Source organism: Rathayibacter sp. VKM Ac-2927 (assembly GCF_022815525.1).
GTDB classification, from domain to species: Bacteria; Actinomycetota; Actinomycetes; order Actinomycetales; family Microbacteriaceae; genus Rathayibacter; species Rathayibacter festucae.
Genome location: NZ_JALGRT010000001.1, coordinates 440,814 through 465,433, shown reverse-complemented (window position 1 = coordinate 465,433; position 24,620 = coordinate 440,814). Strand labels below are relative to the sequence as shown.

The following is a 24,620-nucleotide window of genomic DNA, read 5'->3' as shown; positions in this document are numbered from 1 at the left end:
GCCGAGCGCTCAGTACACTCGTGACCGTGCAGATCAGAGAGCTCGAGATCCCCGACGCCTACGAGGTCACACCGCGGCAGTTCCCCGACGACCGGGGGGTGTTCTACGAGTTCTACCGCTTCGACCGCCTCGCGGAGAAGGTCGGGCACCCGCTGTCGCTGCAGCAGGGCAACACCTCGGTCTCCAAGCGCGGCACCGTCCGCGGCATCCACTTCGCGCAGATCCCGCCGTCGCAGGCCAAGTACGTCTCCTGCTTCTCCGGGGCGGTGCTCGACTACATCATCGACGTGCGCGTCGGCTCGCCGACCTTCGGGCAGTGGGACTCGGTCCTGCTCGACGACGTCGACCGCCGCTCGGTCTATCTCGGCGAGGGCCTCGCCCACGCGTTCGTCGCGCTGACGGAGGGTGCGGTCGTCTCCTACCTCGTCTCCTCGACCTACGACCCGGTCCGCGAGAAGGGCATCGACCCGCTCGACGAGCGGATCGCCCTGCGCTTCCCCGAGGAGGCGGGCGAGCCGCTGCTCTCGCCGAAGGACACCGACGCGCCGACTCTGGCCGAGGCGGAGGCGCAGGGCATCCTGCCGACCTGGGCCGAGGCGAAGGCGCTCTACGCCCAGCTGGACGGAGCGCAGTCGTGAAGGGCATCATCCTCGCCGGCGGCTCCGGCTCGCGGCTCTGGCCGATCACCAAGGGCATCTCGAAGCAGCTGATGCCGATCTACGACAAGCCGATGGTCTACTACCCGCTGTCGACGCTGATGATGGCCGGGATCGACGAGGTCCTGATCATCACCACCCCGGAGTACAACGACCAGTTCCGCGCGCTGCTCGGCGACGGCTCGAGCCTGGGCATGACCCTCTCCTACGCGGTGCAGGAGTCGCCCGACGGGCTCGCGCAGGCGTTCCTGATCGGCGAGGACTTCATCGGCGACGACTCCGTCGCGCTGGTGCTCGGCGACAACATCTTCCACGGCACGGCGCTCGGCACGGCACTCGCGGCGAACACCGACATCGAGGGCGCGGTGATCTTCGCCTATCAGGTGGCGGATCCGCGGGCCTACGGCGTCGTCGAGTTCGACGACGCGTTCCACGCGCTCTCCATCGAGGAAAAGCCGGCGAAGCCCAAGAGCAACTACGCCGTGCCGGGTCTGTACTTCTACGACAACTCCGTCGTCGGCATCGCCAAGACGATCGAGCCCTCCGCCCGCGGCGAGCTCGAGATCTCGACGGTCAACGAGCGCTACCTCGAGGCCGGCACCCTGAACGTGCAGGTGCTGGACCGCGGCACCGCCTGGCTCGACACCGGGACGTTCGACTCGATGATCGAGGCCACGGAGTTCGTCCGGGTGATCGAGCAGCGCCAGGGCTTCAAGATCGGCTGCATCGAGGAGATCGCCTGGCGTCACGGCTGGATCGACGACGCGGCGCTGGCCGACCTCGCCGCCCCGCTGGTGAAGAGCGGCTACGGCGCGTACCTGCAGCGCCTGCTCGAGCTCGGTCGCTGACGCGGCGGGTCTCGATGCGCCGCTGCGCGGCTGCTCGACCAGCATGTGCTTCTTGCTGATCGAGTAGCCCGCGGAGCGGGCGTATCGAGATCCCGCCGTCAGCGGCTGGGCCGCAGGCGCATCAGCGCGACGCGCACGCCGAGGCCGAGGCGGACCGCCAGGCGGACGGGCGCCTGGTACCAGGCGTCGTACTTCTGCGCGAGGTAGAGGTAGGCGCTGCGGTGGTGCACCGCGAGCATCCGCGCCGAGGCCAGTCGCGTCGAGTGCCCGCCCAGATGCGACACGACCGCGTCGGCGAGGTAGACGTTCGACCAGCCGCGCTGCCCGAGCGAGTCGCCGAGCTGCACGTCCTCGAAGTACATGAAGTAGCGCTCGTCGAAGCCGCCGATCTGCTCGAACGCGGTGCGCCGCACCATCACGCAGGCGCCCGACAGCCAGCCGGCCGTCATGCTGCCGTGCTGCATCGTCTCGACCGCGCGCGAGCGGCGGTACCGGCGCGACCAGGGGTTGCCCGGCCAGACGTGCGCGAGCAGCGCATGGCCGACGCCCGTGCCGAGCGAGGGCAGTGCGCGGGCCGAGGGGTAGATCGTGCCGTCAGAGTCCAGGATGCGCGGGCCGATCGAGCCGATCCCGGGGTCGGCGGTCGCCGCCGCGTAGAGGGCGTCGATCGAGCCGGGGAGGAAGACCGTGTCCGGGTTCGTGACCAGGATCCACTCGATCTCCGGGCCGAGCCGGTCGACCGCGTAGTTGATCGCCCTGCCGTAGCCGAGGTTCTCGCCGGTCTCGTGGAAGAGCACCTCGGGGCGGCGCTCGACGACGCGGCGGACGGAGTCGTCGGTGGTCGCGTTGTCGACGACGACGACGCGCACGTCGTGTGCGGTCGCCTCCGGGATCGACTCCAGGCAGGCGCGGAGGACCTCACCCGAGAAGTGGGTGACGACGACGACCGCGATGGGCAACGTCGAGCGGGCGATGAGAGCCTCCGGGGGAGCGGCGTCGACGGGCGGGGGCACCGTCGGAAGAACTCGACGAGGCTAGCACGGGCCCCGAGCGGGCCTCCGGCGCTCAGCGCGCGGCGGACTCCACCTCGTCGACGACCTCGCCCAGCTCGGGGGCGACGGCCGCGGACGGCGCGCGGAACACGACGAACTTGTAGAGGCAGAAGTTCCAGACCAGGCCGACCATCACGGCGACGGCCTTCGCGACGTTGATCGCGAGGAAGGCCTTCTCGCCCGCGCTGGGAAGGAAGAGGAGCGAGGTGCCGAACCGGGTGTCGAAGAAGACCTCGAAGCCGTAGATGATCAGCGACTGGAGCACGAGCGAGCTGAAGCCGGTGACCAGGAAGAACTGGGCGAAGGTGCGCACGGTCGGCCGGTCGGGGTGCCGGAAGACGAAGAAGTGGTTGAGGAAGTACGAGATCGAGATGCCGACGGTCACCGAGGCGACGTTCGCGACCAGGGTCGGCAGGCCGACCAGCAGCGCGAGCGCGTTGAGGATGAGGAAGTCGAGGGCGGTGTTGAGCGAGCCGGCGACGAGGAATCGCACCTTCTGCGATTCCAGCAGGCGCGCCGCTCTCCCCGCAGACGGACTCGACTGACGCGACACGGTGCTCCTCGGGGTCCTCGCGACCCGGGCGGGAGCGATGAGGGCGAGAGTACGCGGCCGATCTGTACTGGAACCCTCCGTAGGGGGAACTGAACCTGAGAACCGCGACGCGACGTCCTGCTTCCTCTCACACAGGACGGCATGGTGCACGCTGATACTGTTCCACCGCCTCCGCCCCGGCGGACCGTCCACGTCCCCGCCCGAATCGGAACCAGATGCTCTCGCTCACCATCGTCACCCCCACGTACAACGAAGCGGACAACATCGCCGAGCTGCTGCGCCGGGTCGCCGCCGCTGTGGCCCGCGAGACCGACGTCGTCGTCCGCTCGGTCGTCGTCGACGACTCCTCGCCGGACGGGACGGCGGAGAAGGCGCGTGCCCTGGCGGCCGAGCTCGAGACCCCGTCGTACTCGGTGCAGGTGCTCGAGCGCGCGACCAAGGAGGGGCTCGGCGCGGCCTACCTCTGGGCGTTCGAGCGGATCCTCGAGGCCGACGACGCCCCGGACTGCATCCTGCAGATGGACGCCGACCTCTCGCACGACCCGAAGTACCTCGCCGACTTCCTCCGTGAGGTGCGCGCGGGCGCCGACCTCGTCGTCGCGTCCCGCTACATCCCCGGCGGCGGCACCCCGGACTGGACGCTCGACCGCAAGATCCTCAGCCGCGGCGGCAACATCTACGCCCGCGCGATCCTGGGCTCCCGCCTCACCGACTGGACCGGCGGCTTCAACCTCTTCAGCCGCGAGCTGCTCGAGCGGATCCACTTCGAGACCGTCGACGCCACCGGCTACGGCTTCCAGATCGCGCTCAAGCACCGCGCGCTCACCGCCGCGCGGCGGGTGCGCGAGATCCCCATCGTCTTCCTCGATCGCACGGAGGGGACCTCGAAGATCCCCGGCAACACCCTGCTCCGCAGCCTCCTGCTCGTCCTGCGCATCCGCCTCGGACGCGACGGGTCGCGATGACGGCGGTCGCCACCGCTCCCTCCCGTCGCTGGGCCGTCGTCCTCGAGGCGGCCGGCCTGCTCCTCGTCCTCGCGGCGACGCTGCTCGTGCTCGGCCGCCTGTCGTCGACTCCGTGGTGGGAGTACCTGCTGTCGGACGGCGACTCGCTGGCGCTCCCGCTCCTGGTGCGCTCGGTCGCCGAGGGCGAGCCGTTCCAGTGGGTGATGACGAGTCAGCTCCTGCTGTTCCCGGAGCTCCCGCTCTACCTGGTGAGCCTCGCGCTCGCCGGCGGATCGGTCGTCGGCGCGCTCGTGGTGAACGCCTTCGTCAACGCCGCCGCGCTCTACGGCTGCGTGCGCTGGCTGGCCGCGCGGGTGCTGGCCGGGCGCACCCGGCCGTGGCGGGTGAGCGCCGCCGCGCTGGCGACCGGGACCGTCGTCGTGCTCGCCGCCACCGAGGGCCGGGGGCTGATCAACTCGGGCGCCTTCGCGAGCGGGATCCTGCTGACCACCTACTACTCCGGGGTGGCGCTGGCCGCCGTGCTCGCCCTCGCCCTGATGGCCGAGGCGAGCGGCGGCTTCGATCCCGCGCGGCCGCCGTCGCGGGTCCGCACGGCGTGGGCGCTCGTCGGGGCGGTCCTGGTGTCCGCGGCGACGACGCTCTCCAATCCGCTCTTCGCCCTCCAGTTCACCGCGCCGGCCGTCGTCTCGCTGCTGGCGGTGCTCGTGCTCCGGCGGATGTCGTGGCGGCGCGCGCTGCTGATCTCCGCCGCGCTGGTCGCGGGCGCGGGGATCGGCTACGCGGCCCGGGACGCGGTCGCCCGGTTCGTCGCCGTCGACGCCGGGACCTACGTGCACCTCGAGCGCGCGGGTGCCGCGGTCGACGGGTTCCTCCTGCAGCTGCGCGACGTGGGGTCGGCTCCCACCGGGAAGCTCGAGATCCTGATCGTCGGCGTGCTGCTGCTGGCCGCGCTGGTCACCCTGGTCCTCGCCGTCGCGACCCAGGTGCGGCCCGAGACGCCGTGGGCGGTCGCGGACTCGAGCGTGGTCCTGGCGACCTTCGTGCTCGTCGCCTCCGCCTCCCTCGTCCTCGGGCAGATCGTCACCGGCAGCCTGGTCAGCCGCTATCTGCTGCCGCTCGCGGTCTTCCCCGCGCTGATGCTGCTGCCCGCCTCCCAGGACTGGATCCCGCGGCGTCTCGCCGCGCGCGTCCCGCTGCTCCGGCCGCGCAGCTTCTCCACCGGCGTGCGCGCGGCGCTCGCCGCCGCGGCGGCCGCCGTGGTCGTCGCAGCGGGCGTCGTCGCCGGGCCCGCGGTGCGGGCGGCGGCGGAGCAGGCCGGCAGCACGCCGGAGCGCGCCTGCCTCGAGCAGTGGCTCGACGGCCGCGAGCTCTCGGGCGTCGGCTCGTTCTGGAGCACGCGTCCGCTGGAGCTCTACGGGGACGCGTCGGTCGACGTGCAGCAGGTGAACTTCGACTTCACGGCGCAGCTCTGGATGAACAACGCCGCGTCCTACCGCGGCAAGGACTTCAGCTACGTCCTCGCCGACCGGGAGCCGGACTGGGCGGAGCTCGCGCTCGGCCACCTGGGCGAGCCCGCTGCCATCACCGCCTGCCCGACGTTCGACGTCTACGACTACGCGGGCACCCCCGGGGAGACCGCGCTGAACGCGATCGTCGGCGCCAGCATCGAGAAGGCGAGCGCCGAGCGTGGCTTCTGAGACGTGGGCCGCCCCCCGCCCCCGCCTGCGGCGGATCGGGCGCGACCTCGGCTGGGCCGCCGCCGCCGCGCTGGTGAGCGTGCTGGCGGCGATGATCGCCCTCGGCGCGACCCCGGGCTCGCTCGCCGAGCGCTGGCGGGCGGGCGGCGACGACCAGATCCTGCACTACCTGCTGTTCCGCAGCGCCACCCAGGCCTTCCCGTTCGCCGAGAACGGCGCGCTCGCCTTCCCCTCGGGCTACAACTCGTTCTACACGGCGCAGTTCGACGTCGCGTCCGCGCTGACCGCCTCGGCCCTCGCGCTGGTGATCCACGACGGCTTCCTGCTGCTGAACGTCTTCTACCTGCTCACCTTCGCCTTCGTCGCGCTGACCGGCTACGCCTTCTTCCGCTGCCTCCGCGTGCCGGCCTGGTCGAGCGCGCTCGTCGCCGTCGTCTTCAGCCTCGCGCCGTACCACTTCCAGCGGATCGGGGCGGGGCACGCCTTCCTCGCCAACTACTGGGCGATCCCGCTGCTGGGCATCCTGATCCTGGTGGTGGCGGGGGAGCGCACCGATCCGTTCCGGGCCTGGCGGCTGCGCGGGGCGACGCGCCGAGCGCGGCTGCTGCGCGGCGCCGTCCCGGTGGTGGTGCTGCCGCTGCTCATCGCGACGACGGGCGGCTACTACTACGTCTTCAGCGTGCTGGTGCTCGGCGGCGTCTGGCTGCTCGGCGCACTGGCCGGGCTCGCGACCCGGGTGCCGCTGCGCGCGGTGCTGGCGCGCGTCCTGCCGCTGGGCGTGCTCGGCGTCCTGGTGGCGGTCGAGCTGGTGCTGCTGGGCGGCGACTGGGGGGAGCGCTACGCGCCGTACTTCGAGAGCCGCGGGGTGGGGGAGTCGGAGGACTTCGCCGGCAAGATCCTCTCGCTCTTCCTGCCGTGGCAGGGCACCGAGGTGCCCAAGATCGGCGCGCTGACGAACATCTACCAGGTGACCACGGCGGTCGCGGTCAACACCGAGCCGCCCGGGCTGCCGCTGATCGCGATCGCGGGGCTGTGCCTGATGCTGGTCAGCCTGCCGCTGCTCGGGCTGGTCGGCGGGCGAGCGCTCCGGGTCACCGCCTTCGGCCGCTTCGTCTCGGACGAGCACGTGCGGGTGCTCGCCGTGGCGGCGCTCTGGACGCTGCTGTTCTACGTGGTGACCGGCTTCGGGATGGCGGTCGCGCTGATCGCGGGGTCGACCATCCGGGCCTGGTCGCGGCTCTCGATCGTGCTGGCGCTGCTGGCGCTCGGCGTCGTGGCGATCGGACTCGCGCGGATCGGCCGGCGCTGGATCCGGATCGCGGTGGTCGCGCTCGTCGTGGTCGTCGGCGTGCTCGACCAGCTCGCCGGGGTCGCCCGGATGGTGCCGATCGCGCCGACCGAGGACGCCGAGATGACCGACTTCGTCGCGCAGGCCGATGCGGCGCTGCCGGACGGCTGCGGCGTCGTGCAGCTGCCGATCAAGAGCTTCCCCGACAGCGGGTCGGTCGGCCGGATGGCCGACTACGACGAGGCGCTGCCCTACCTCTACACGGAGGGCGCGAACCTGGAGTGGAGCTACGGCGCGGTCCGCGGCACCACCGGGTTCGACGTCTTCGGCGGGGCGAGCACGCCCGAGGACTTCGCCGCCGCGGTCGAGGCGAGCGGCGCGTGCGCCGTGTACGTCGACACGGCGGCCTACGTCGGCCGCGAGGGCGCCTGGTACGGCGACGTGCTCGCGGCGAGCGGCTCGCTCACCCCGATCGCGCAGTCCTCGTCCGGACGCTGGCTGGTCTTCCCCGTCGAGGGCTGACGGGGCGGGTCTCGATACGCCGCTGCGCGGCTGCTCGACCAGCATGAAGGGGGCCCTGCGGGGCTGCGCTGCTTTCGGGGAGCGGGCGCGCTCCATGCTGATCGAGTAGCCCGCGGAGCGGGCGTATCGAGATCCACCGTCGTCCGGTGGGTGGGTCTCGATACACCGCTGCGCGGCTACTCGACCAGCATGAAGGCCCTGCGAGCCTCGACCGGCATGACTGGTCGCGTCAGTACAGGCCCCAGGGCTGCGAGGTGACGGCGAACGGCTCGTCGTAGAAGTAGACGGTGTAGCCGCCGCGGACGATCCGCTCGTGCGGCGGCAGCAGGGTGGAGGTCCGCAGCTCCTGGTCGTTGTAGTCGCCGGTCGTGACGACGATCACCGGCGGGCCGTCGGCCTGCGCCAGGGCGTCGTAGCCGGGGTAGCGGCGGGTGACGAGGGCGGCGACCGTGACCTCCTCGTTCGTGGACGCGGTCATCGCGTAGCTGAGCCAGTAGTCGCCCCAGACGTGCTCGGCGCCGCGGCGCTCGAGCAGCTCGACCACCGCGCGGTAGCCGCCGTCGAAGCGGTTCGAGGTGTCGCTGCGGAACCCCTCCGAGCGGTCCCACACTCCCGAGACGGTCAGCGCCGCCGCGACGAGCACCGCGACCAGGGCGACCGGTCGCCAGCGCGCGAGCAGCCACGCGCCCGCCAGGGCGAACGCGGGCATCAGGAAGACGCTGTAGCGCACCGAGTCGTAGTCGAGGTCGAGCCCGGCGCCGAGGATCAGCACGGCGCAGAGCAGCAGCGTGCCGGTGCCGACCAGCACCGGGGCGAGACGCCGCCGGACCGCGCCGACGAGGACCAGCCCGGCCAGCAGGACGACCGCGGTCCAGCCGACGATCGAGTCGGCCGGCTCGCCCGGGGCGACGGTGAACGCGACGGGGAGCATGTCGTGGAAGAGCGCGGTGACGCTGTCGATCGTCGGCTCCCAGTCGCTGGTGCCGGCGCCGAGCGGCGCGGTCGCGCTCGAGCTGCGCAGCGCCTCCAGGAGCCACGGCGAGCCGGCGACGACCGCCGTGCCGATGCCCAGCAGCCAGTGCAGCGGGCGCCGGATGTCGCGGATCACCAGCGCGAGGACGGCCGGGGCCGCCAGCGCGACGCTCATCGGCGAGGTCCAGAGCGCGAGACCGCTGAGCGCGCCCGCGGCGATCCAGGAGAGCAGCGGTCGCCGCAGCGACGCGGTGGCGACCGCGATCACGCCGAGCGCGACCACGATGCTCGGCCCGTAGAAGCCCGGGTCCCTGGTCGACACCTGGAGCAGGACGACGCCGGGGAACCAGAACAGCAGGCCGGCCGTGGCGCCCGCCTCCGGACCGGCGAGGCGCCGAGCGATCACGCGCAGCAGGACGGCCGCCCCCAGGAACCACAGCGAGGAGACGATCGCGAGCACCTCGATGTGCGCGCCGAAGACGAGCATCGCCAGCCCGGCCGTGGTCTGCAGCAGCGTGCCGCCGTAGGACTGGCCCCAGAAGAAGGCGGGGAGCTCGCCGTCCGCGACGTGCTTGGCCATCAGGTAGACGACCGCGTGATCGGCGTCGAAGGTGTGCGCGGGACTGACGATGAAGAGGACCCGCAGAGCCAGGCCGACGGCCGCGAGGATCCAGAACACGAGACCCGCGGAGTGGGCGCCGAGCCGGCGCAGCGTGCGTGTGCCGAGACCGGGAGCCGGCGCGTCCTCGGTCGTCATCGTCAGCTCCCTGGGCGCCCGGGCCGACGGATCGCAGCCGCAGAGAATCTAGTGCATGCGGGTGACCGGCACCGTCGACCGGCGCCCGCCTCCGGGCCCTGGATCGGCCCCGTGCTAATCTCTCCGATTGCCCGTCCGACGGGCGACCCCTCCTCCCCTCCATCGAAAGGCAGCCGTGACCGCATCGCGTCGCTTCCTCCTGGCCGGCGGGGCGGGCTTCCTCGGCTCGAACCTCGCCGCTGAGATCCTCCGCCGGGGGGACGAGGTCGTGGTGATCGACGACCTGATCACCGGCTCCACCCGCAACATCGGTCCGCTGCTGGCCCACCCGTGCTTCAGCTTCGTCCAGGACGACGCGGCGAACGCGCTCGCGGTGCCCGGTCCGTTCGACGTCGTGCTGCACTTCGCCTCGCCGGCGTCGCCGCCGCGATATCTGGCGCACCCGATCGAGACGCTGCACGCCGGCTCGACGGTGACCGAGGCGCTGCTCGAGGTCGCCAAGCGCGACGGTGCCCGCTTCGTGGTCTCCTCCACCTCCGAGGTCTACGGCGACCCGCACGTGCACCCGCAGCACGAGGAGTACTGGGGCAACGTCAACCCGAACGGGCCCCGCAGCGTCTACGACGAGGCCAAGCGCTACGCCGAGGCGATCACCTTCGCCTACCGCCGGTACTTCGACGTCGACACCGGCGTGGTGCGCATCTTCAACACCTACGGCCCGAACATGGACATCGACGACGGCCGCGCCGTCCCGGCGTTCGTGAAGGCGGCGCTGGCCGGCACCTCGATCCCGATGCACGGCGACGGCACCCAGACCCGCTCGCTGCTCTTCGTCGACGACCTCGTCGACGGGATCCTGCGGATGGCCGACTCGAAGGACGCGGGTCCGATCAACCTGGGCAGCGTCGACGAGCTGGAGCTGGGCGAGATCGCCCGCCGCATCGTCGCGCTCGTCGGCAGCGACTCGGAGATCCACTACGAGCCCCGCCCGATCGACGACCCGGAGCGCCGGAAGCCCGACATCACCAAGGCGCGCGAGATCCTCGGCTGGCAGCCGACGATCCCGCTCGAGGACGGACTGGCGCGGACCATCGCCTGGTTCCGGGCCACCGTCGTCACCGCGCCGTAGGCCGCCGCGCCCCGCCCTCCACCGCGCCACGAACCCCTCGCGCCCCGAACCCCTCGCGCCCTGACCCCACCGCGCGCCGCAGCCCGCCCGGCGCCGTACGAGAGAGAATCCCGACGTGAAGCTTTCCATCCTCATGCCCGTCTACAACGAGCAGGCGACCCTCCAGAAGGCCGTCGACCGCGTCCTCGCGATCCGGTTCCAGGACGGCGTCGAGATCGAGTTCGTCATCGTGAACGACGGCAGCCGCGACCGCACGAAGCAGATCCTCGACGCGCTCGACGATCCCCGCATCCGCGTCTTCCACCAGCCGATGAACCAGGGCAAGGGCGCGGCGATCAGCCGGGCCGTGCAGGAGGCGACCGGCGACTACGTCATCATCTGCGACGCCGACGAGGAGTACCGGCCCAGCGAGATCCCCTCGCTCCTGCAGCCCGTCCTCGACGGCGAGGCGCAGCTGGTCTACGGCAGCCGCACCTTCGGCAGCCACACCTCGTTCTCCTACTGGTACGTCATCGGCAACAAGGGCGTGAACCTGATCACGAACGTGCTCTTCAACGCCTACGTCTCCGACGTCGAGACCTGCTTCAAGCTGATGCCCCTGAGCCTGTACCGCTCGCTGGAGATCAAGGAGAAGGGCTTCGGCATGGAGGCGGAGGTCACCGCGAAGCTGCTCGCCCGCGGCTACCGCCCCTACGAGGTCGGGATCAGCTACAAGGCCCGCACCCGCGAGGAGGGCAAGAAGATCACCGTCAAGGACGGCTTCGAGGCGCTCTGGATCCTCCTCAAGATCCGCGTCCGCGAGGGCTCGCGCACCCGTCCGCCGCAGACCGCGGGGATCTGAGCCGATGGCCAGGAGGGGTCCCGTCGCGCTCGCTAAGGCGCTGTACAGCGGCCTGATCTCGTACGTGCTGAAGTTCGGCGTCGTCGGGATCCTCGGCCTCGTCGTCGACGTCACCGTCTTCAACCTGCTGCGCGTCGGCGGGATCGGCGGCGAGCACCTCCTCTCCGGGCCCATCGGTGCGAAGGTCGTCGCGGTGGCCGCAGCGACGGTCGTGACCTGGTTCGGCAACCGCTACTGGACCTTCCGCGAGCACCGCCGCGCCAACTACCTGCTCGAGCTCGCCGAGTTCAGCGTCGTCGCGGTCGCCGGCATGCTGGTGAACCTGCTGCCGCTCTACATCTCGCACTACGTGCTCGGCTTCGACAACCTCGTCGCCGACAACATCTCGGCGAACGTGATCGGCCTCCTGCTCGCGACCGCCTTCCGGTTCGTGCTCTACCGCTTCTGGGTCTTCGGCCACCACCGCTCCGGCGGCGTCGTCGAGAAGCGCGAGGCGCAGATGGCGGCGGCGGCGCTGTTCGAGGACGACGCCGCGGCGGCGAACGACACCGCGTCGATCAAGCTCCGCTGACGTGCCCGCCTACAATGGCGGGGTGCCTGAAGAGACGACTGCCCTCACGCCCGCCGGAGACGGCCCGGACGCCACGGCTCCGGACGCCTCGGTTCCGATGACCGCGGCTCCGACCGCCACGACTCCGGACGCTCCGACGTCCCAGTCGCGGACGCCGGAGACGGTCGAGGAGCTCCGCGCCCGCCTCGACGAGCTGCTGAACGACCCGCTCGACGAGTGGGCCGCGAACATGCACTTCGGTGGTGGCGCCCACTACGTCGCCGACTTCGAGAGCACGCTCTCGTGGCGGGTCACCCGCCCGCTCCGCGCGGCGCGCACCTTCCAGATCCGGGTGGGCCAGCTCGGTCTGCCGGGAGCGGTGCAGCACTCGATCCGCTACGCGCAGCGCCGCTTCGGCGGTCGCAGCCGGTGAACGCCGTCGACCTCGCGGGCCGTGACGCCCGCCGCGCCTTCGTGGTGCAGCGACTCGAGCAGATCGCCCCCTTCGTCCTCGACGATCCCGAGCAGGCCGCCGACCTCGCGCTCCGCGGTCCCGGCCCGTTCCTCGACGAGATCGCGCGCACCGTCCAGCGGCGCGACGCCGACGACCTGACCTGGCTGTCGCTCACCGCGTTCCTCGGCGTCTACCCGGTGCCGCACCTCTTCAGCTGGTTCAAGCGCTCGCTGCAGCTCGCGAAGCCGCACGAGGCGATGCGGGTCTTCCTCGTCGCCGGCACGCGCGCCTCGACCGGCTACCACGACCTCTCGACCACGCTCTCCGTCGTCACCGGCGCCGTCGTCGTGGACGTCGACTTCTGCGCGCGGAACTCGCACGCCACCGGCATCCAGCGCGTCGTCCGCCAGACGATGAAGCGCTGGCACCGCGACCACGACCCGATCCTCACCGCCTGGGAGCACGGCTCGATGGCCCTGCGCCGCCTCGGCGAGGGCGAGCTCGAGCGCGTCATCGACTTCGAGACGAGCAGCACCCGGGAGTGGGATCCGGGTCGCCCCGAGCGCGTCGACTTCATCGTGCCGTTCCGCTCCACCCTCGTCCTGCCCGAGGTTCCGGTCATCGGGATCTGCGCCCCGCTCGCCGCGCTCGCGGAGTTCTCCGGCAACACGGTGAGCCTGATCGGCTACGACGCGATCCCGGTCGTGAGCGCCGACACCGTTCCGCCGCAGGAGAGCCTGCGCTTCGTCAACTACCTCACCGTGGTCAAGCACTCCAGCCGGGTGGCCGGCATCAGCGAGGCCGCGACCCAGGAGTTCGCGGGCTTCAACGCCGCGCTCCCCGCGCAGGGCCTCGAGGGCCCCGAGCTCTCCACGGTCTCCCTCCCGGTCGAGGCGCCGCCGCTGGACGGCGAGCACCTCGAGGAGGAGGACGACCTCCCGCTGGTGCTCTCGGTCGGCAGCCACGAGCCGCGGAAGAACCACCTCGCGATCCTGTTCGCCGCCGAGGTGCTCTGGCGCGAGGGCAAGCGGTTCCGCCTGCGCTTCATCGGCGGCGGCAACCCGTGGGCCACGCAGGTCTTCGACGTCCGGATCCGCGAGGCCCAGCGCCGCGGTCGCACCGTGGAGGTCGTCCGCGGGGCCGGCGACGACGTGCTGCTCTCGTCCTATCGCAACGCGCGCTTCTTCGTCTTCCCCTCCACCCACGAGGGCTACGGGCTCCCGGTCGCCGAGGCGCTCGCGCTCGGCATCCCCGCGATCACCTCGGACCGCGGCTCGCTCGCCGAGATCGCGGCCGACGGCGGCTGCATCACGGTCGACCCGTACGACGACGACCAGCTCACCGCCGCGATGCGCGAGCTGCTCGACTCCGACGAGCGGGTCGCCGAGCTCACCGCCGAGGCGCACGCGCGCCCGAAGCGGACCTGGAACGACTACTCCGCCGAGCTGTGGGCGGCCCTCGTGCCCTCCGCCTCGAGCGAGCAGGAGGAGAACGATGCGTGAGTCCACCGCCCTCGAGCGCCTGACGCTGCTGCTCGAGACCCTCGAGCCCACCACCGCGCCCTCGCGCGAGGTGCCGGCGCTCGTCCAGCAGGTCGCCGACGCGGTCGGCGAGCCGAGCTTCGAGCAGACCTGGCTCATGCTCGCGGTGGTGAACGCCGAGCTGCCCGTGCGCGAGCAGGTCGTCGAGTCGCGCCGCAGCGCCCGTCTCGACGGCGTCGCCGCGCTGCTGACCGGGCTGCTCCGGCCGACCCCGGCCTCCCGCGTGCTCGACGCCGTCCGCGCGCCGAGCACCGTCGTGATCGCCCGGCACGCCGTCCTGGTCGACGTGCACCACACCGCGCGCACGGGCCTCGCGACCGGGATCCAGCGGGTCGTCCGCACCACGATCGTCGAGTGGAACAGCCGGCACGACATCGGCCTCCTCGTCTGGGACGACGCGATGACGGGCTTCCGCGAGGTCGGCAACGAGCTGCGGACGAACGCGCTCTACGGCTCCGCGCCGGACGCCAAGCTCGACGCGCACGCGCCCGTGGTCGTCCCGTGGGAGTCGCTCTACGTGCTCCCCGAGCTCGCGATCGAGGACGAGCGCAGCGGACGCCTCGCCGCCTTCACCGAGTTCAGCGGCAACGCGACGACGATGATCGGCCACGACTGCGTGCCGCTGACGACCGCGGAGACCGCGCACGGCGGGATCAGCGGCCAGTTCCCGCGGACGCTCGTCGCCGTCTCGCACATGGACCGGGTGACCACGGTCTCCCGTGCCTCCGAGACCGAGTACCGCGGCTGGCGCGGCATGCTCGAGGGCGAGAGGGGGCCGGAGATCGACGCGATCCCGTTGCCCGCCTCCGCCGGCGGCGACGACGACTTCGACGAGGCCGCGACCCGGCTGACCCTCGGCGCCGTGGGCGACGAGCCGCTGGTGGTCTGCATCGGCAGCCACGAGCCGCGCAAGAACCACCTCGCGGTGCTGCACGCGGCCGAGCTGGCCTGGCGCTCCGGCGTCGAGTTCACGCTGGCCTTCATCGGCGGCAACGCCTGGAGCAGCGAGGAGTTCCAGGGGCGGATGCACGCGCTCCAGGACGAGGGCCGTCACGTCGACTCCTTCTCGGCGATCACCGACGAGCTGCTCTGGAGTGCCTACCGCAGCGCGACCTGCACGATCTTCCCCTCGCTGAACGAGGGCTTCGGGCTGCCCGTGGCCGAGTCGCTCGCGGTCGGCACGCCGGTGATCACCTCGGGCTTCGGCAGCATGAGGGACATCGCGGAGCAGGGCGGCGCGCTGCTCGTCGATCCGCGCGACGACCACTCGATCCGCGACGCGCTCGTGACGCTGCTGACCGACGACGAGGTGCACGCCCGGCTCACCGCCGAGGCGCGCGCCCGGGTCAACCGCACCTGGACCGAGTACGCCGACGAGGTCTGGACCTACGTCACGGCCGTCGCACCGGCGGGCGTCTCGACGCTCTGAGCGCGGGCTCGCGGGCGCTCGCCGTCCGCGGGCTCAGCGGCCCGCGAGCTCCCGCGCGGCCCGCACGAGCGCCTCGGCGGCCTCGTTCCACGGGGCGATCCGGCCGGGCTCGACCCGCCGGGGGCGTGCGAGAGCGGTCTCGATCGCGCTCCGCAGCGCGTCCTCGTCGCCGACCGGGACGAACGTCGCCGCCGCCTCGTGCCCGCGGAGCGCGTCGTGGATCCCCGGGATGTCGGAGACGATGACGGGCGTGCCGGTGGCGACCGCCTCCAGGGCGGGCAGGCCGAAGCCCTCGTGCAGCGAGACGAGCGCGAGCGCGTCGGCACCGGTCATCAGGGCGGGCATCTCCGCGTCCTCGACGAAGACCGGCGAGAGCCGGACGTCGGCGCCCGCGTCGGCGGCCCGGGCGACGGCCTCGCGGACGTCCTCGTCGTCCCAGGCAGTCGCGCCGACGATCAGCAGGGTGCAGCCGGCCGGGCGGTCGGCGGCCGCGAAGGCGCGGACGAGCGCCGCGACGTTCTTCCGCGGCTCGACGGCGCCCACGTAGAGCAGGTAGCGCTCGACGCCGACGCGCGCGGTGACGGCGGCGACCTCGTCGGCCTGTCGGGGACGGAAGTCCGCCGCGTCGACCGTCGTCGGCAGGATCCGCAGCCGCTCGCCCGCGACGCCGAGGTGCCGCTCGATCTCGCCGGCCGCGGACGCGGTGCCGGTGGCGACCAGGTCGGAGCGGGCCAGCCAGCCGGGCATCCGGGCCTGCAGGAGGGCGCGGCGGGCCGCCGGGACGAGCTCGGGCGCGACGGCGAAGCAGGCGTCGTGCACGAAGGTGATCGCTCGCGAGCGGCGGCTGAGCGCCCAGTTGCGGTAGTTGGGGAAGAAGTAGACCCCGCGGCCGACCAGCGGGTCGATCGGCACCGGCGTCCGGGTCAGCAGGCCGACCAGGCGCCGGGGGAGCGGGATGCCGCGCACGCGGAAGCCGAGCCCGTGCCGGGTGATCGCGGCGGTCTCGGACGCGGGGGCGAAGAGGACCACCTCGACCTCGCGGCGGAAGCGCTCCTCGCCGAGGGCGCGCAGCGTCTCCAGCAGCACGTGCCCGACCCCGGTGAGCCGCTCGGCCGCGAGGGGGCTCGCGTCGACGAGCAGCCGCACCGGGCGTGCGGTCACGCCCGGGTGACGCCGTCGACGGTGGCCGAGGCGGCCACGCTCACGAGGCCGACGCGCTTGTCGCTGCGCTCGACGGTGAAGCGGGCGCCGACCGGCACGCGGACGAACTCGCCGTTGCCGAGCGTGGAGGCCGACGCGTGCACGGCGTAGGTGCCGCCGCCGAAGCGGATGTCCGGGAGGGAGAACGTGATGGTCGTCTGCTCCGTGAGCGGCGGGTGCTCGAAGCCGAGGCGCATGGTGTTGGTGCCGAAGACCACCTGGCCGAGCGGGGTGTCCACGCCCATGCCGACGAACCAGTTCTCGACCGGGGCGCCGCTGAGCGGGCGCAGGGTCACCGACACCGTCAGGTCGTCGCCGGGGCGCAGGGTGCGGTTGCCCTCCTCGACCGTGCCGCCCTGGAGCTCGACGCTGACGATCTCGGCGGCGGGCAGCGGCTCGGGCTCCTCGCCGGCCTCCTCCGCCTCGACGATCGCCTCGGCGGTCTCGCGCTCGACGCGCTCCTGGCGGGAGTTCTCGAAGCCGTTGCGCAGGACCTCGAGGCCGCGGGCGGTCTCGCCGTCGTAGATGACGTTGCCGTGCTGCAGGACGACCGTGCGGTCGCAGAGCTCGCCGACCTGCTCGAGCGAGTGGGTGACCAGCACGATGGTCTTGCCCGCGCGCTGGAAGGCGCGGATGCGGTCCATGCACTTGCGCTGGAACGGCTCGTCGCCGACCGCGAGGACCTCGTCGACCAGCAGGAGGTCGGGGTCGGTGTGGATGGCGATCGCGAAGGCGAGCCGCACGTACATGCCGGAGGAGTAGAACTTCACCTGCGTGTCGATGAAGTCGACGATCTCGGAGAACTCGACGATCGAGTCGAACTTCTCCTCGAGCTCCCGGCGGGAGAGCCCGAGGATCGCGCCGTTGAGGAAGACGTTCTCGCGGCCGGTGAGGTCGGGGTGGAAGCCCGCGCCGAGCTCGAGCAGCGCCGCGAGGCGCCCGCGGCGCTCGACGGTCCCGGTGGTGGGCTGGATGATGCCGCCGATGAGCTTGAGCAGCGTGCTCTTGCCGGAGCCGTTCGCGCCGATCAGGCCGACCGTGGAGCCGAGCGGGATCTCGAGGTCGATGTCGCGCAGCGCCCAGAAGTCGTCGCGGTGCTGCTTGCCGCGGCCGAAGTTGACGATGCGCTCCTTGACGCTCTTGTCCTTGCGGATCACGAAGCGCTTGGAGGCGTTCTGGACGCGGATGATGGTCGGCATCTCGGTCGACTCGGGAAGGGCGACCTCGGACTCGAGCGTCATGGGATCAGATCTCCTGTGCGAAGTTGCCCTCGAGGCGGCGGAAGACGCGGTGGGCGAGCCACACGAGCACGACCCCGACCAGGAAGACGATGAAGAGGTGGAGGGCCATGTCGGCCGGCCACGGCTGACCGGCGACGGTGTTGAAGCTGCCGTCGGCCTGCTCGACCTGGGTCTCCCGCGAGCCGGGACCCCAGATCGCCCGCTGGAAGGCGAGCATCGCGTTGGTCATCGGGTTGAGCAGGTAGATCTGCTCGAGCCAGCCCGGCACGGTCTGGACGACGAAGGACCACGCGTAGGTGATCGGCGAGAGCCAGAAGAAGATCAGCAGGCCGACCTCGACGAGGAACTGGATGTCGCGGAGGTAGACGTTGAGCGCCGAGAGCGCGAGCGCGAGGGCCAGGCCGTAGACCAGGGTGACCGCGAGCGCCGGGATGATGAAGAGCAGCTGCCAGCTGACGTTGAGCGCCCCGAGCGCGATCGCGCCCACGATCAGCACCAGGAACTGCACGGCGAAGTTGAACAGCGCGGCGCCGATGGTGGCGACCGGGAAGATCTCGCGCGGCAGGTAGACCTTCTTGATCAGTCCCGCGTTCGCGAGGATCGAGGTCGTGCCGGTGGCGACGATCTCGCTGAACAGGTTCCACAGCGTCAGGCCGCAGAAGACGAAGATCGCGAAGACCGGGATGCCGCGGGCGGCGCCGAGGAACTGGCCGATCGCCACGTAGTAGATCATCAGCATCACGAGCGGGCGGATGAGCGTCCAGACGAAGCCGAGGCTCGAGTCCTTGTAACGCGCCTTCAGCTCGCGGTTCACGAGCAGCTTGAGCAGCTCGCGGTGCCGGAAGATGTCGATCAGCGACGAGACGAAGCCGCCCGAGCGCTGACCCGGCTGGGTCCCGCTCTGATGGAACGGCTCCTGTGCGATCGCGTCGACGCGGTCGGCCGCGCGCGTGATCGTCGTTTTCCTGCTGCTCATCGGACTCCCAGCCCTAGCACTGCCGGGGCGGCAGCCAGATCATTGTACGTAACGCCTGCGCCGCCGCACGGCGACGGGCGCTGGACGGCGGCGGGTGCTCAGCCCGCGGCGCGGGCGAGCTCGAGGTCGTGCTCGACCATGCGGGCGACGATCTCCTCGAAGGCGACCGTCGGGGCCCAGCCGAGTTCGGCCCGGGCCTTCGACGCGTCGCCGCGCATCTCCGGGGCGTCGACCGGGCGGGCGAAGCGCGGATCGATCCGGATCCGGTCCTCCCAGGCGTCGATGCCGGCCGCGGCGAAGGCCGCGCCGACGAACTCGCGGACGGAGTGCGCGACACCGGTCGCGATGACGTAGTCGCCGGCCGACCCGGCGCGCGAGGCGCGGACGAGCGCGTCGACGTAGTCGGGCGCCCAGCCCCAGTCGCGGCGGGCGTCGAGGTTGCCGAGCGAGAGCTCGGTCGCGGTGCCCGCGGCGATCGCGGCGACGCCGGCCGTGATCTTCCGGGTGACGAAGCTCTCGGGGCGGCGGGGCGACTCGTGGTTGTAGAGGATCGCGGAGGACGCGTGCAGGCCGCGGCCGCGGTAGACCCCGACGAGGTGGTGCGCGAAGGCCTTCGCCGCGCCGTAGGGCGAGACGGGGCGGATCGGCGTCGACTCGGTCTGCGGGTTCTCGGTCGCCGCGCCGAAGATCTCCGAGGAGGAGGCCTGCACGAAGCGCACCTCGCGGCCCGCCGACTCCTGCAGGGCCAGCGCGGCCTCGAGCAGCGCGGCGACGGCCGTGCCGGTCACCTCGGCGGTCAGCACCGGCTCCTGCCAGGACTGCGCCACCGAGGAGATCCCGGCGAGGTGGAAGACCGTGTCGGGCCGCGCCTCGGCGATCACGCGGCCGAGGCCGGCGGCGTCGCGGAGGTCGCCCTGGAAGGGGCGGACGGACGCGGGCAGGGAGGCGTCCTCGTCGCGCACGAGCGCGGAGACCTCCCAGCCGTCGGCGAGCAGACGCTCGACGAGGTAGCCCCCGTCCTGTCCGCTCGCCCCGGTGACGAACGCTGCGGGCACGGCGGCTACTTGATCAGCGCGGACTGCTCGGCGAGGTCGTTCTCGACCATCATCGAGACGAGCTCCGGGAAGGAGACCTTCGGCTGCCAGTCGAGCACGTCGCGCGCCTTCGCCGGGTCGCCGATGAGCAGGTCGACCTCGGCCGGGCGCATGAACGCGGGGTTCTGCGTGACGTAGGGGGTCCAGTCCTCGATGCCGACGTGGTTGAAGGCGATGTCGAGGTACTCGCGGATCTCGTGGGTCTCGCCGGTGGCGACCACGTAGTCGTCGCCCTCGGGCTGCTGCAGCATCCGCCACATCGCGTCGACGTAGTCGCCGGCGAAGCCCCAGTCGCGCTTGGCGTCGAGGTTGCCGAGCTCCAGCGTCTCCTGCAGGCCGAGCTTGATGCGGGCGACCGCGAGGCTGATCTTGCGGGTGACGAACTCCGGGCCGCGGCGGGGCGACTCGTGGTTGAAGAGGATGCCCGACGAGGCGTGCATGCCGTAGGACTCGCGGTAGTTGATGGTCATGTAGTGACCGAAGACCTTGGCGACGCCGTAGGGCGAGCGCGGCCAGAGGAGGGTCTCCTCGCTCTGGGGGACCTGCTGGACCTTGCCGAACATCTCGGACGAGGACGCCTGGTAGAACTTCACGCGCGACATGTCGTCGCCGGCGTAGAGGCGCACGGCCTCGAGGATGTTGAGCACGCCCTTGCCGGTCACGTCGGTCGTGAGCGACGCGTTCTCCCACGAGTAGGCGACGAACGAGATCGCGCCGAGGTTGTAGACCTCGTCGGGCTGCGAGGCGGCGAGCACGCGCACGAGGCTCGACACGTCGGTCAGGTCACCGGTGAGCAGCGTCACCTCGGGGACGGTGCGGCGGACGAGCTCGTACTTGGGGTTGTTCTGCCCACGGACGAGCCCGAAGACCTCGTAGCCCTTCTCGAGCAGCAGCTCGGCGAGGTAGAGGCCGTCCTGGCCGGTGATTCCGGTGATCAAAGCGCGGGGCACGTGGTGGTCCGTTTCGTCGGGGTCGGTGACAGCGGGCTACATACTACCCACCGGCCTCCGCCGCGCCGGGGAGCACCCGCCGCGAACGCTCCGCGGGGCGGAGGGCGGGCGCGGGTAGTCTGACCCGGCCCTCACCGCGAGGGAGCCTCGATCCGATCGGACGCCATGCCGGAACGCCTCGCCGTCACGCTCGCCGTGCTCACCGTCGACCCCGGGGGGATGGGCGGCGGCGAGACCTACGCCCGCGCGCTGACCCGGCTGCTCGTGACGCGGCCGGGGGAGGAGGGGCTGCGCGTGCAGGCGCTCGTCCCCGAGAACGCCCGCGGCTTCAGCGAGGGCGTGCCCGAGATCGTGGCCGAGGGCGTCGTCAGCGGGGCCGGCCACCGCCGCCGGGCGACGGGGATGCTCCAGGCGCTCGTGCGCACGCTCCGGCTCCGGCGTCTGCTCGGGCCGGACGAGATCCTCTACTTCCCCTTCACCGTCCCGCTGCCCTGGCCGTCGCGCCGGCAGGGGCACGTGCAGATGGTCTTCGACCTCCAGCACCGCGATCTCCCGCAGCTCTTCCCGCGCGTCGAGCGCGTCTTCCGGCGGATCGCCTACGAGGCCACCGCCCGCCGGGCCGACGCGATCATCACCATCAGCGCCTTCACCAAGGGGAGGATCGTCGAGCTGCTCGGCATCCCGGAGGAGCGGATCCACGTGTCCCACCTCGGGGTAGACACCGAGCGCTTCCGCCCGCACCTGGGCGCGCGCGAGGACTTCGTCTTCTACCCGGCGCGCGCCTGGCCGCACAAGAACCACGCGCGGCTGTTCGAGGCGATGCGCCTGCTCCGTGCCGAGGGCCACGACCTGCGGCTGGTGCTCACCGGAGGCGACCTGGAGAAGCTCGGCCCGCTGCCCGACTTCGTCGAGTGGCGCGGGCACGTGGGCGCCGAGGAGCTGGCGGAGATCTACCGGCGCGCCGCCGTCCTCGCCTTCCCGAGCCTCTACGAGGGCTTCGGCTTCCCGCCGATCGAGGCCATGGCCTCCGGCTGCCCCGTGGCGGCTGCGGACTCCGGATCGCTGCCCGAGATCTGCGGCGACGCCGCGGTGCTCGTCGATCCGCTCGAGCCGCGCTCGATCGCCGACGGGATCCTCGAGGCGATCGAGCGCTCCGCCGAGCTCGGCGCGAAGGGCGTCGAGCGCGCGGCCCGGTTCAGCTGGGAGCGCTGCCGGGAGGAGCACCTGGCGGTGCTGCGGGCTGTCGCGGCAGCCCGCCGGGCCGGTCGCCGGGGTGCAGGAGCCGCCGCCAGCTGAGCCCCTGCGCGGCGCGCATCGCGCAGATCACCAGCAGCAGCCAGCCGGCGTCGACCAGGAGCGAGCTCTCCGCGAGCGAGGTGACGACGAGGACGCTGAGCACCAGCACCGGCCAGACGTGCACGACCGCCTTCCGCTCGGAGGCGATGAGCCACGAGCGCCAGAGGGCGAGGCCGACCAGCACGAGGAAGAGCGCGACCCCGACGACGCCCACCTGCAGCGCCAGGTCGAACACGGCGTTCAGGCTGGAGGAGTGCGGCCGGCCGGAGAGGAAGTCGATCGCGTTGAACGGGTAGAGGTCGGTGCGCCAGTAGCCCACCCAGCCCCAGCCGATGATCGGCGCCAGGTCGGTGAAGCGCCAGACCTGCTGCCAGAGGGTGACCCGGAACTCGAACTCGCTGCCCGCGTTGAGCAGGTCGACGATCCGGAAGCGGAAGAGCCCTGCGGTGAGCGCGGACGCCACGAGCACCGCGAGCGTCGTGTACTGCCGCCGCCGACGCTGCTCGCCGGTGGCGCGGCGCACCCAGCGCAGGATCAGCGCGACGACCGCGGCGACGACGAGCACGCCGGCGCTGACCGCCGAGCGGGTGAGCACCAGGGTGACCACGGCGAGCGCGAGCGAGGCGAGGGCCGGGCCGCGCGCCACGGACCGGGTCATCAGCTCGACCGAGAAGGTGACGACCGCCAGCAGGCAGACCAGCCCCAGCTGGTTGCGGGTGCCGACCAGCCCCTGGATCGGGCCGCCGACGGCCAGGAGGCCCTCGACGCCGAGGAAGCGCAGCGGCCGGTCGATCAGGGCGCCGGAGAGCACCTCGACGGCCAGCGAGCCGATCAGCACGAACCGCATCACGTCGCCGACCGCGCGGATCACCTGGATGATGTCGCGGGTGAGGCCGATCGCGATCGCGAGGAAGGCGAGGGCGAGCTGGTACAGCACGCTCGAGGCGGTGGCCCACTGGTAGCCGCTCCAGAGCGTGCTGAGGGCGATCCAGCCGAGGAAGACCAGGATGCTGGTCGGCAGGAGCCCCTCCCAGTCGAGCAGCTCGCGCCGCAGCACGAGCATGACGGCCGCGAGGGCGGTGAGCGTCGCGATCGCCGCGATGTAGCCGGGCCAGCCGATCATCCCGCGCACCGCCGGCGCGCAGAGCACGACGACGAGGGAGGTCTGCGCGAGGGCCGCCGCGAACTGCGGGGACGCCAGGGCGTCCGCGAGGGCGGCCGGCAGAGCCGACGGCCGACCGCCCCTCATCGGATGGCGCGCTGGCCGGCGAGGGGGATCGGCTCGGCGGTGAGCGCGTCCTCCTCCTCGTTCGCGGGCTGCTTGGTCAGGACCGCCAGGGCGGCCAGCAGGAGCCAGCCGCTCTCGATCAGGAGCCGGCTCTCGAACAGCGCCTGCGCGAGGAGGGCGGCGAGCAGCAGCAGCGGCGCGAGCGACACGGCCGAGTAGGGCAGCGCCGTCGTCGCACTGCGGCGCGGGCGGTCGACGGCGCGGAACCAGGCGCGCCAGAGGGTCGAGACCACGAGGGCGGTGAAGAGCACCAGCCCGATGATGCCGAGCTGGAACCAGACATCGAGCCAGGCGTCGTGCGCCTGCAGGTAGAGGACGCCCTTGCGCTCGGCGAGGGTGTCGAACGGGGCGGCCCAGGGCGCCCAGTAGCTGACCCAGCCCCAGCCGAGGACGGGCCGCTCGGCGGCGAGCGCCCAGACCGAGCGCCAGATGTCGAGCCGGCCGGTCGCGTCCTCGCTCTTGCCGAGGAGGCCGAGCAGGGTGCCCCAGCCCGCGATCGCGCCGCCCGCGAGCACGACGGCGGTCGCGGCGGCCGTGACGTAGACGGGCCGCCGCTCCGACTCGCCACGGCGTCGCGCCCAGAGCGCGAAGGCCGCGGCCGCCGCGACGGCGACGACGCAGAGCAGCACGGTGGCGGAGCGGGTGAGCAGGAGCGTCGCGGCGAACAGGACGATCCAGACGGCGCCCCAGCGGGGACGGAGGCTGCGCGCGGCCAGCTCGATCAGCACGACGATCAGGCCGAGCAGGGCGAGGAAGCCGAGCAGGTTGCGGTTGCCGACGAGCCCCTGGATCGGCTCGCCGGTGAACAGCGCGGCCTGCGACCAGTAGAAGGCGTCCGGGATGCGGCCGGCCGGCAGGTCGATGACGAACGGCAGCACGGGCGCGCGGACGACGACCGCCACGACGAGCTCGAACACGAGCGAGGCGCCGACGGTGATCCGGAGCGCGCGGCCGAGGGCGGTGACGAACTGCGCCGTGCTGAGCGTCAGGGCGAGGGCGACCGCCCCGAGCGAGGTGGCGAGCTGCGCGACGACGCCGATCGCGCTCGCCCCGGGGTACGCCGACCAGAGCAGCGAGAGCACGGCGAGGGCGAGGAAGGCGACGAGCGCCTTGGGCGTCCGGCTCCAGCGCAGCCGAGGCCGCACCCGGACCAGCAGCACGACGACGCCGACCAGCAGCGCCGCGACGACGACCCCCCAGCCCCACCAGCCCGCGAGGTTCCGCAGCGCCTGGCCGCCCAGCATCACCGTGAGCACGGCCACCGCGAGCGCTCGGGGAGCGGCGGGCGCGGCGCGTCGGATCATGGCGAACAGTCTAGGGA

Annotated in this window: 22 protein-coding genes; 12 read left to right on the top strand and 10 right to left on the bottom strand. The window is 72.2% G+C overall.

Annotated elements, in window-relative coordinates; all coding sequences use genetic code 11:
• Nucleotides 1-26: 26 nt before the first annotated feature.
• Nucleotides 27-638: a dTDP-4-dehydrorhamnose 3,5-epimerase family protein gene (locus tag MT353_RS02140; RefSeq protein WP_243598841.1), complete on the top strand. Its 612-nt coding sequence runs from the start codon at nt 27-29 to the stop codon at nt 636-638.
• A complete protein-coding gene (rfbA, locus tag MT353_RS02135; protein WP_132435862.1) occupies nt 635-1,504 on the top strand; it encodes a glucose-1-phosphate thymidylyltransferase RfbA in 870 nt (289 codons plus the stop codon). Before MT353_RS02140 ends, rfbA begins: the two co-directional genes overlap by 4 nt.
• 98 nt (nt 1,505-1,602) lie before the next feature.
• On the opposite strand, the gene MT353_RS02130 is transcribed toward rfbA, so the two are convergent.
• Nucleotides 1,603-2,517, bottom strand: coding sequence for a glycosyltransferase family 2 protein (locus MT353_RS02130; RefSeq protein ID WP_243615392.1), 915 nt, complete (start codon nt 2,515-2,517; stop codon nt 1,603-1,605).
• A 52-nt stretch (nt 2,518-2,569) separates the two neighbouring features.
• Nucleotides 2,570-3,049 (bottom strand): GtrA family protein, encoded by a 480-nt coding sequence (locus MT353_RS02125; protein ID WP_243582402.1) that lies wholly within the window; start codon nt 3,047-3,049, stop codon nt 2,570-2,572.
• 275 nt (nt 3,050-3,324) lie between these two features.
• Between MT353_RS02125 and MT353_RS02120 the strand changes: the two genes are divergently transcribed.
• Genes MT353_RS02120 through MT353_RS02110 form a run of 3 tightly spaced genes read left to right on the top strand, consistent with a single transcriptional unit; the run spans nt 3,325 to nt 7,581 of the window.
• On the top strand, nt 3,325-4,074 hold the full coding sequence (locus MT353_RS02120; RefSeq protein WP_123735223.1) for a polyprenol monophosphomannose synthase: 750 nt from the start codon (nt 3,325-3,327) through the stop codon (nt 4,072-4,074).
• A complete protein-coding gene (locus MT353_RS02115) occupies nt 4,071-5,771 on the top strand; it encodes a hypothetical protein (RefSeq protein WP_243623506.1) in 1,701 nt (566 codons plus the stop codon). Before MT353_RS02120 ends, MT353_RS02115 begins: the two co-directional genes overlap by 4 nt.
• The gene (locus MT353_RS02110; protein ID WP_243623505.1) at nt 5,761-7,581 is read left to right on the top strand and encodes a hypothetical protein; all 1,821 of its coding nucleotides are present in this window, start codon (nt 5,761-5,763) and stop codon (nt 7,579-7,581) included. Before MT353_RS02115 ends, MT353_RS02110 begins: the two co-directional genes overlap by 11 nt.
• Before the next feature lie 229 nt (nt 7,582-7,810).
• On the opposite strand, the gene MT353_RS02105 is transcribed toward MT353_RS02110, so the two are convergent.
• Nucleotides 7,811-9,310 (bottom strand): glycosyltransferase family 39 protein, encoded by a 1,500-nt coding sequence (locus tag MT353_RS02105; RefSeq protein WP_243623504.1) that lies wholly within the window; start codon nt 9,308-9,310, stop codon nt 7,811-7,813.
• Between the two features lie 175 nt (nt 9,311-9,485).
• On the opposite strand from MT353_RS02105, the gene MT353_RS02100 reads away from it, so the two are divergent.
• The 6 genes from MT353_RS02100 (at nt 9,486) to MT353_RS02075 (ending at nt 15,254) form a co-directional block, all read left to right on the top strand.
• Entirely contained in the window at nt 9,486-10,439 is a 954-nt protein-coding gene (locus MT353_RS02100; RefSeq protein ID WP_243623503.1) for an NAD-dependent epimerase/dehydratase family protein, read from the top strand.
• Between the two features lie 115 nt (nt 10,440-10,554).
• Nucleotides 10,555-11,280: a glycosyltransferase family 2 protein gene (locus tag MT353_RS02095; RefSeq protein WP_243615397.1), complete on the top strand. Its 726-nt coding sequence runs from the start codon at nt 10,555-10,557 to the stop codon at nt 11,278-11,280.
• A gap of 4 nt (nt 11,281-11,284) precedes the next feature.
• Nucleotides 11,285-11,851 (top strand): GtrA family protein, encoded by a 567-nt coding sequence (locus tag MT353_RS02090; RefSeq protein WP_123735229.1) that lies wholly within the window; start codon nt 11,285-11,287, stop codon nt 11,849-11,851.
• Between the two features lie 22 nt (nt 11,852-11,873).
• Nucleotides 11,874-12,263 carry a hypothetical protein gene (locus MT353_RS02085; RefSeq protein ID WP_243623502.1) on the top strand — a complete coding sequence of 130 codons (390 nt, stop codon included), beginning with the start codon at nt 11,874-11,876 and terminating at the stop codon, nt 12,261-12,263.
• Entirely contained in the window at nt 12,260-13,786 is a 1,527-nt protein-coding gene (locus MT353_RS02080; RefSeq protein ID WP_243623501.1) for a glycosyltransferase family 1 protein, read from the top strand. The genes MT353_RS02085 and MT353_RS02080 overlap by 4 nt, the downstream gene beginning before the upstream one ends.
• Nucleotides 13,779-15,254, top strand: a complete 1,476-nt coding sequence (locus MT353_RS02075; protein WP_243623500.1) for a glycosyltransferase family 1 protein — start codon at nt 13,779-13,781, stop codon at nt 15,252-15,254. Before MT353_RS02080 ends, MT353_RS02075 begins: the two co-directional genes overlap by 8 nt.
• Before the next feature lie 33 nt (nt 15,255-15,287).
• On the opposite strand, the gene MT353_RS21835 is transcribed toward MT353_RS02075, so the two are convergent.
• The 5 genes from MT353_RS21835 to MT353_RS02050 form a co-directional block, all read right to left on the bottom strand.
• Entirely contained in the window at nt 15,288-16,415 is a 1,128-nt protein-coding gene (locus MT353_RS21835) for a glycosyltransferase family 1 protein (protein ID WP_243615400.1), read from the bottom strand.
• The gene (locus tag MT353_RS02065; RefSeq protein WP_243582407.1) at nt 16,412-17,695 is read right to left on the bottom strand and encodes an ABC transporter ATP-binding protein; all 1,284 of its coding nucleotides are present in this window, start codon (nt 17,693-17,695) and stop codon (nt 16,412-16,414) included. The genes MT353_RS21835 and MT353_RS02065 overlap by 4 nt, the downstream gene beginning before the upstream one ends.
• Before the next feature lie 4 nt (nt 17,696-17,699).
• Nucleotides 17,700-18,671: an ABC transporter permease gene (locus MT353_RS02060; RefSeq protein ID WP_123735234.1), complete on the bottom strand. Its 972-nt coding sequence runs from the start codon at nt 18,669-18,671 to the stop codon at nt 17,700-17,702.
• 98 nt (nt 18,672-18,769) lie between these two features.
• Complete coding sequence (locus MT353_RS02055; RefSeq protein WP_243623499.1) at nt 18,770-19,726, bottom strand: GDP-mannose 4,6-dehydratase; 957 nt, start codon at nt 19,724-19,726, stop codon at nt 18,770-18,772.
• Between the two features lie 5 nt (nt 19,727-19,731).
• Nucleotides 19,732-20,715, bottom strand: coding sequence for a GDP-mannose 4,6-dehydratase (locus MT353_RS02050; RefSeq protein ID WP_123444375.1), 984 nt, complete (start codon nt 20,713-20,715; stop codon nt 19,732-19,734).
• Between the two features lie 165 nt (nt 20,716-20,880).
• On the opposite strand from MT353_RS02050, the gene MT353_RS02045 reads away from it, so the two are divergent.
• A complete protein-coding gene (locus MT353_RS02045; protein ID WP_243623498.1) occupies nt 20,881-22,011 on the top strand; it encodes a glycosyltransferase family 1 protein in 1,131 nt (376 codons plus the stop codon).
• Here the strand turns inward: MT353_RS02045 and MT353_RS02040 are convergent.
• Both MT353_RS02040 and MT353_RS02035 read right to left on the bottom strand, forming a co-directional pair.
• The gene (locus tag MT353_RS02040) at nt 21,911-23,260 is read right to left on the bottom strand and encodes an O-antigen ligase (RefSeq protein WP_123735237.1); all 1,350 of its coding nucleotides are present in this window, start codon (nt 23,258-23,260) and stop codon (nt 21,911-21,913) included. The two genes, MT353_RS02045 and MT353_RS02040, sit on opposite strands and share 101 nt — an antisense overlap.
• On the bottom strand, nt 23,257-24,603 hold the full coding sequence (locus MT353_RS02035) for an O-antigen ligase (protein WP_243623497.1): 1,347 nt from the start codon (nt 24,601-24,603) through the stop codon (nt 23,257-23,259). The genes MT353_RS02040 and MT353_RS02035 overlap by 4 nt, the downstream gene beginning before the upstream one ends.
• Nucleotides 24,604-24,620 lie beyond the last annotated feature (17 nt).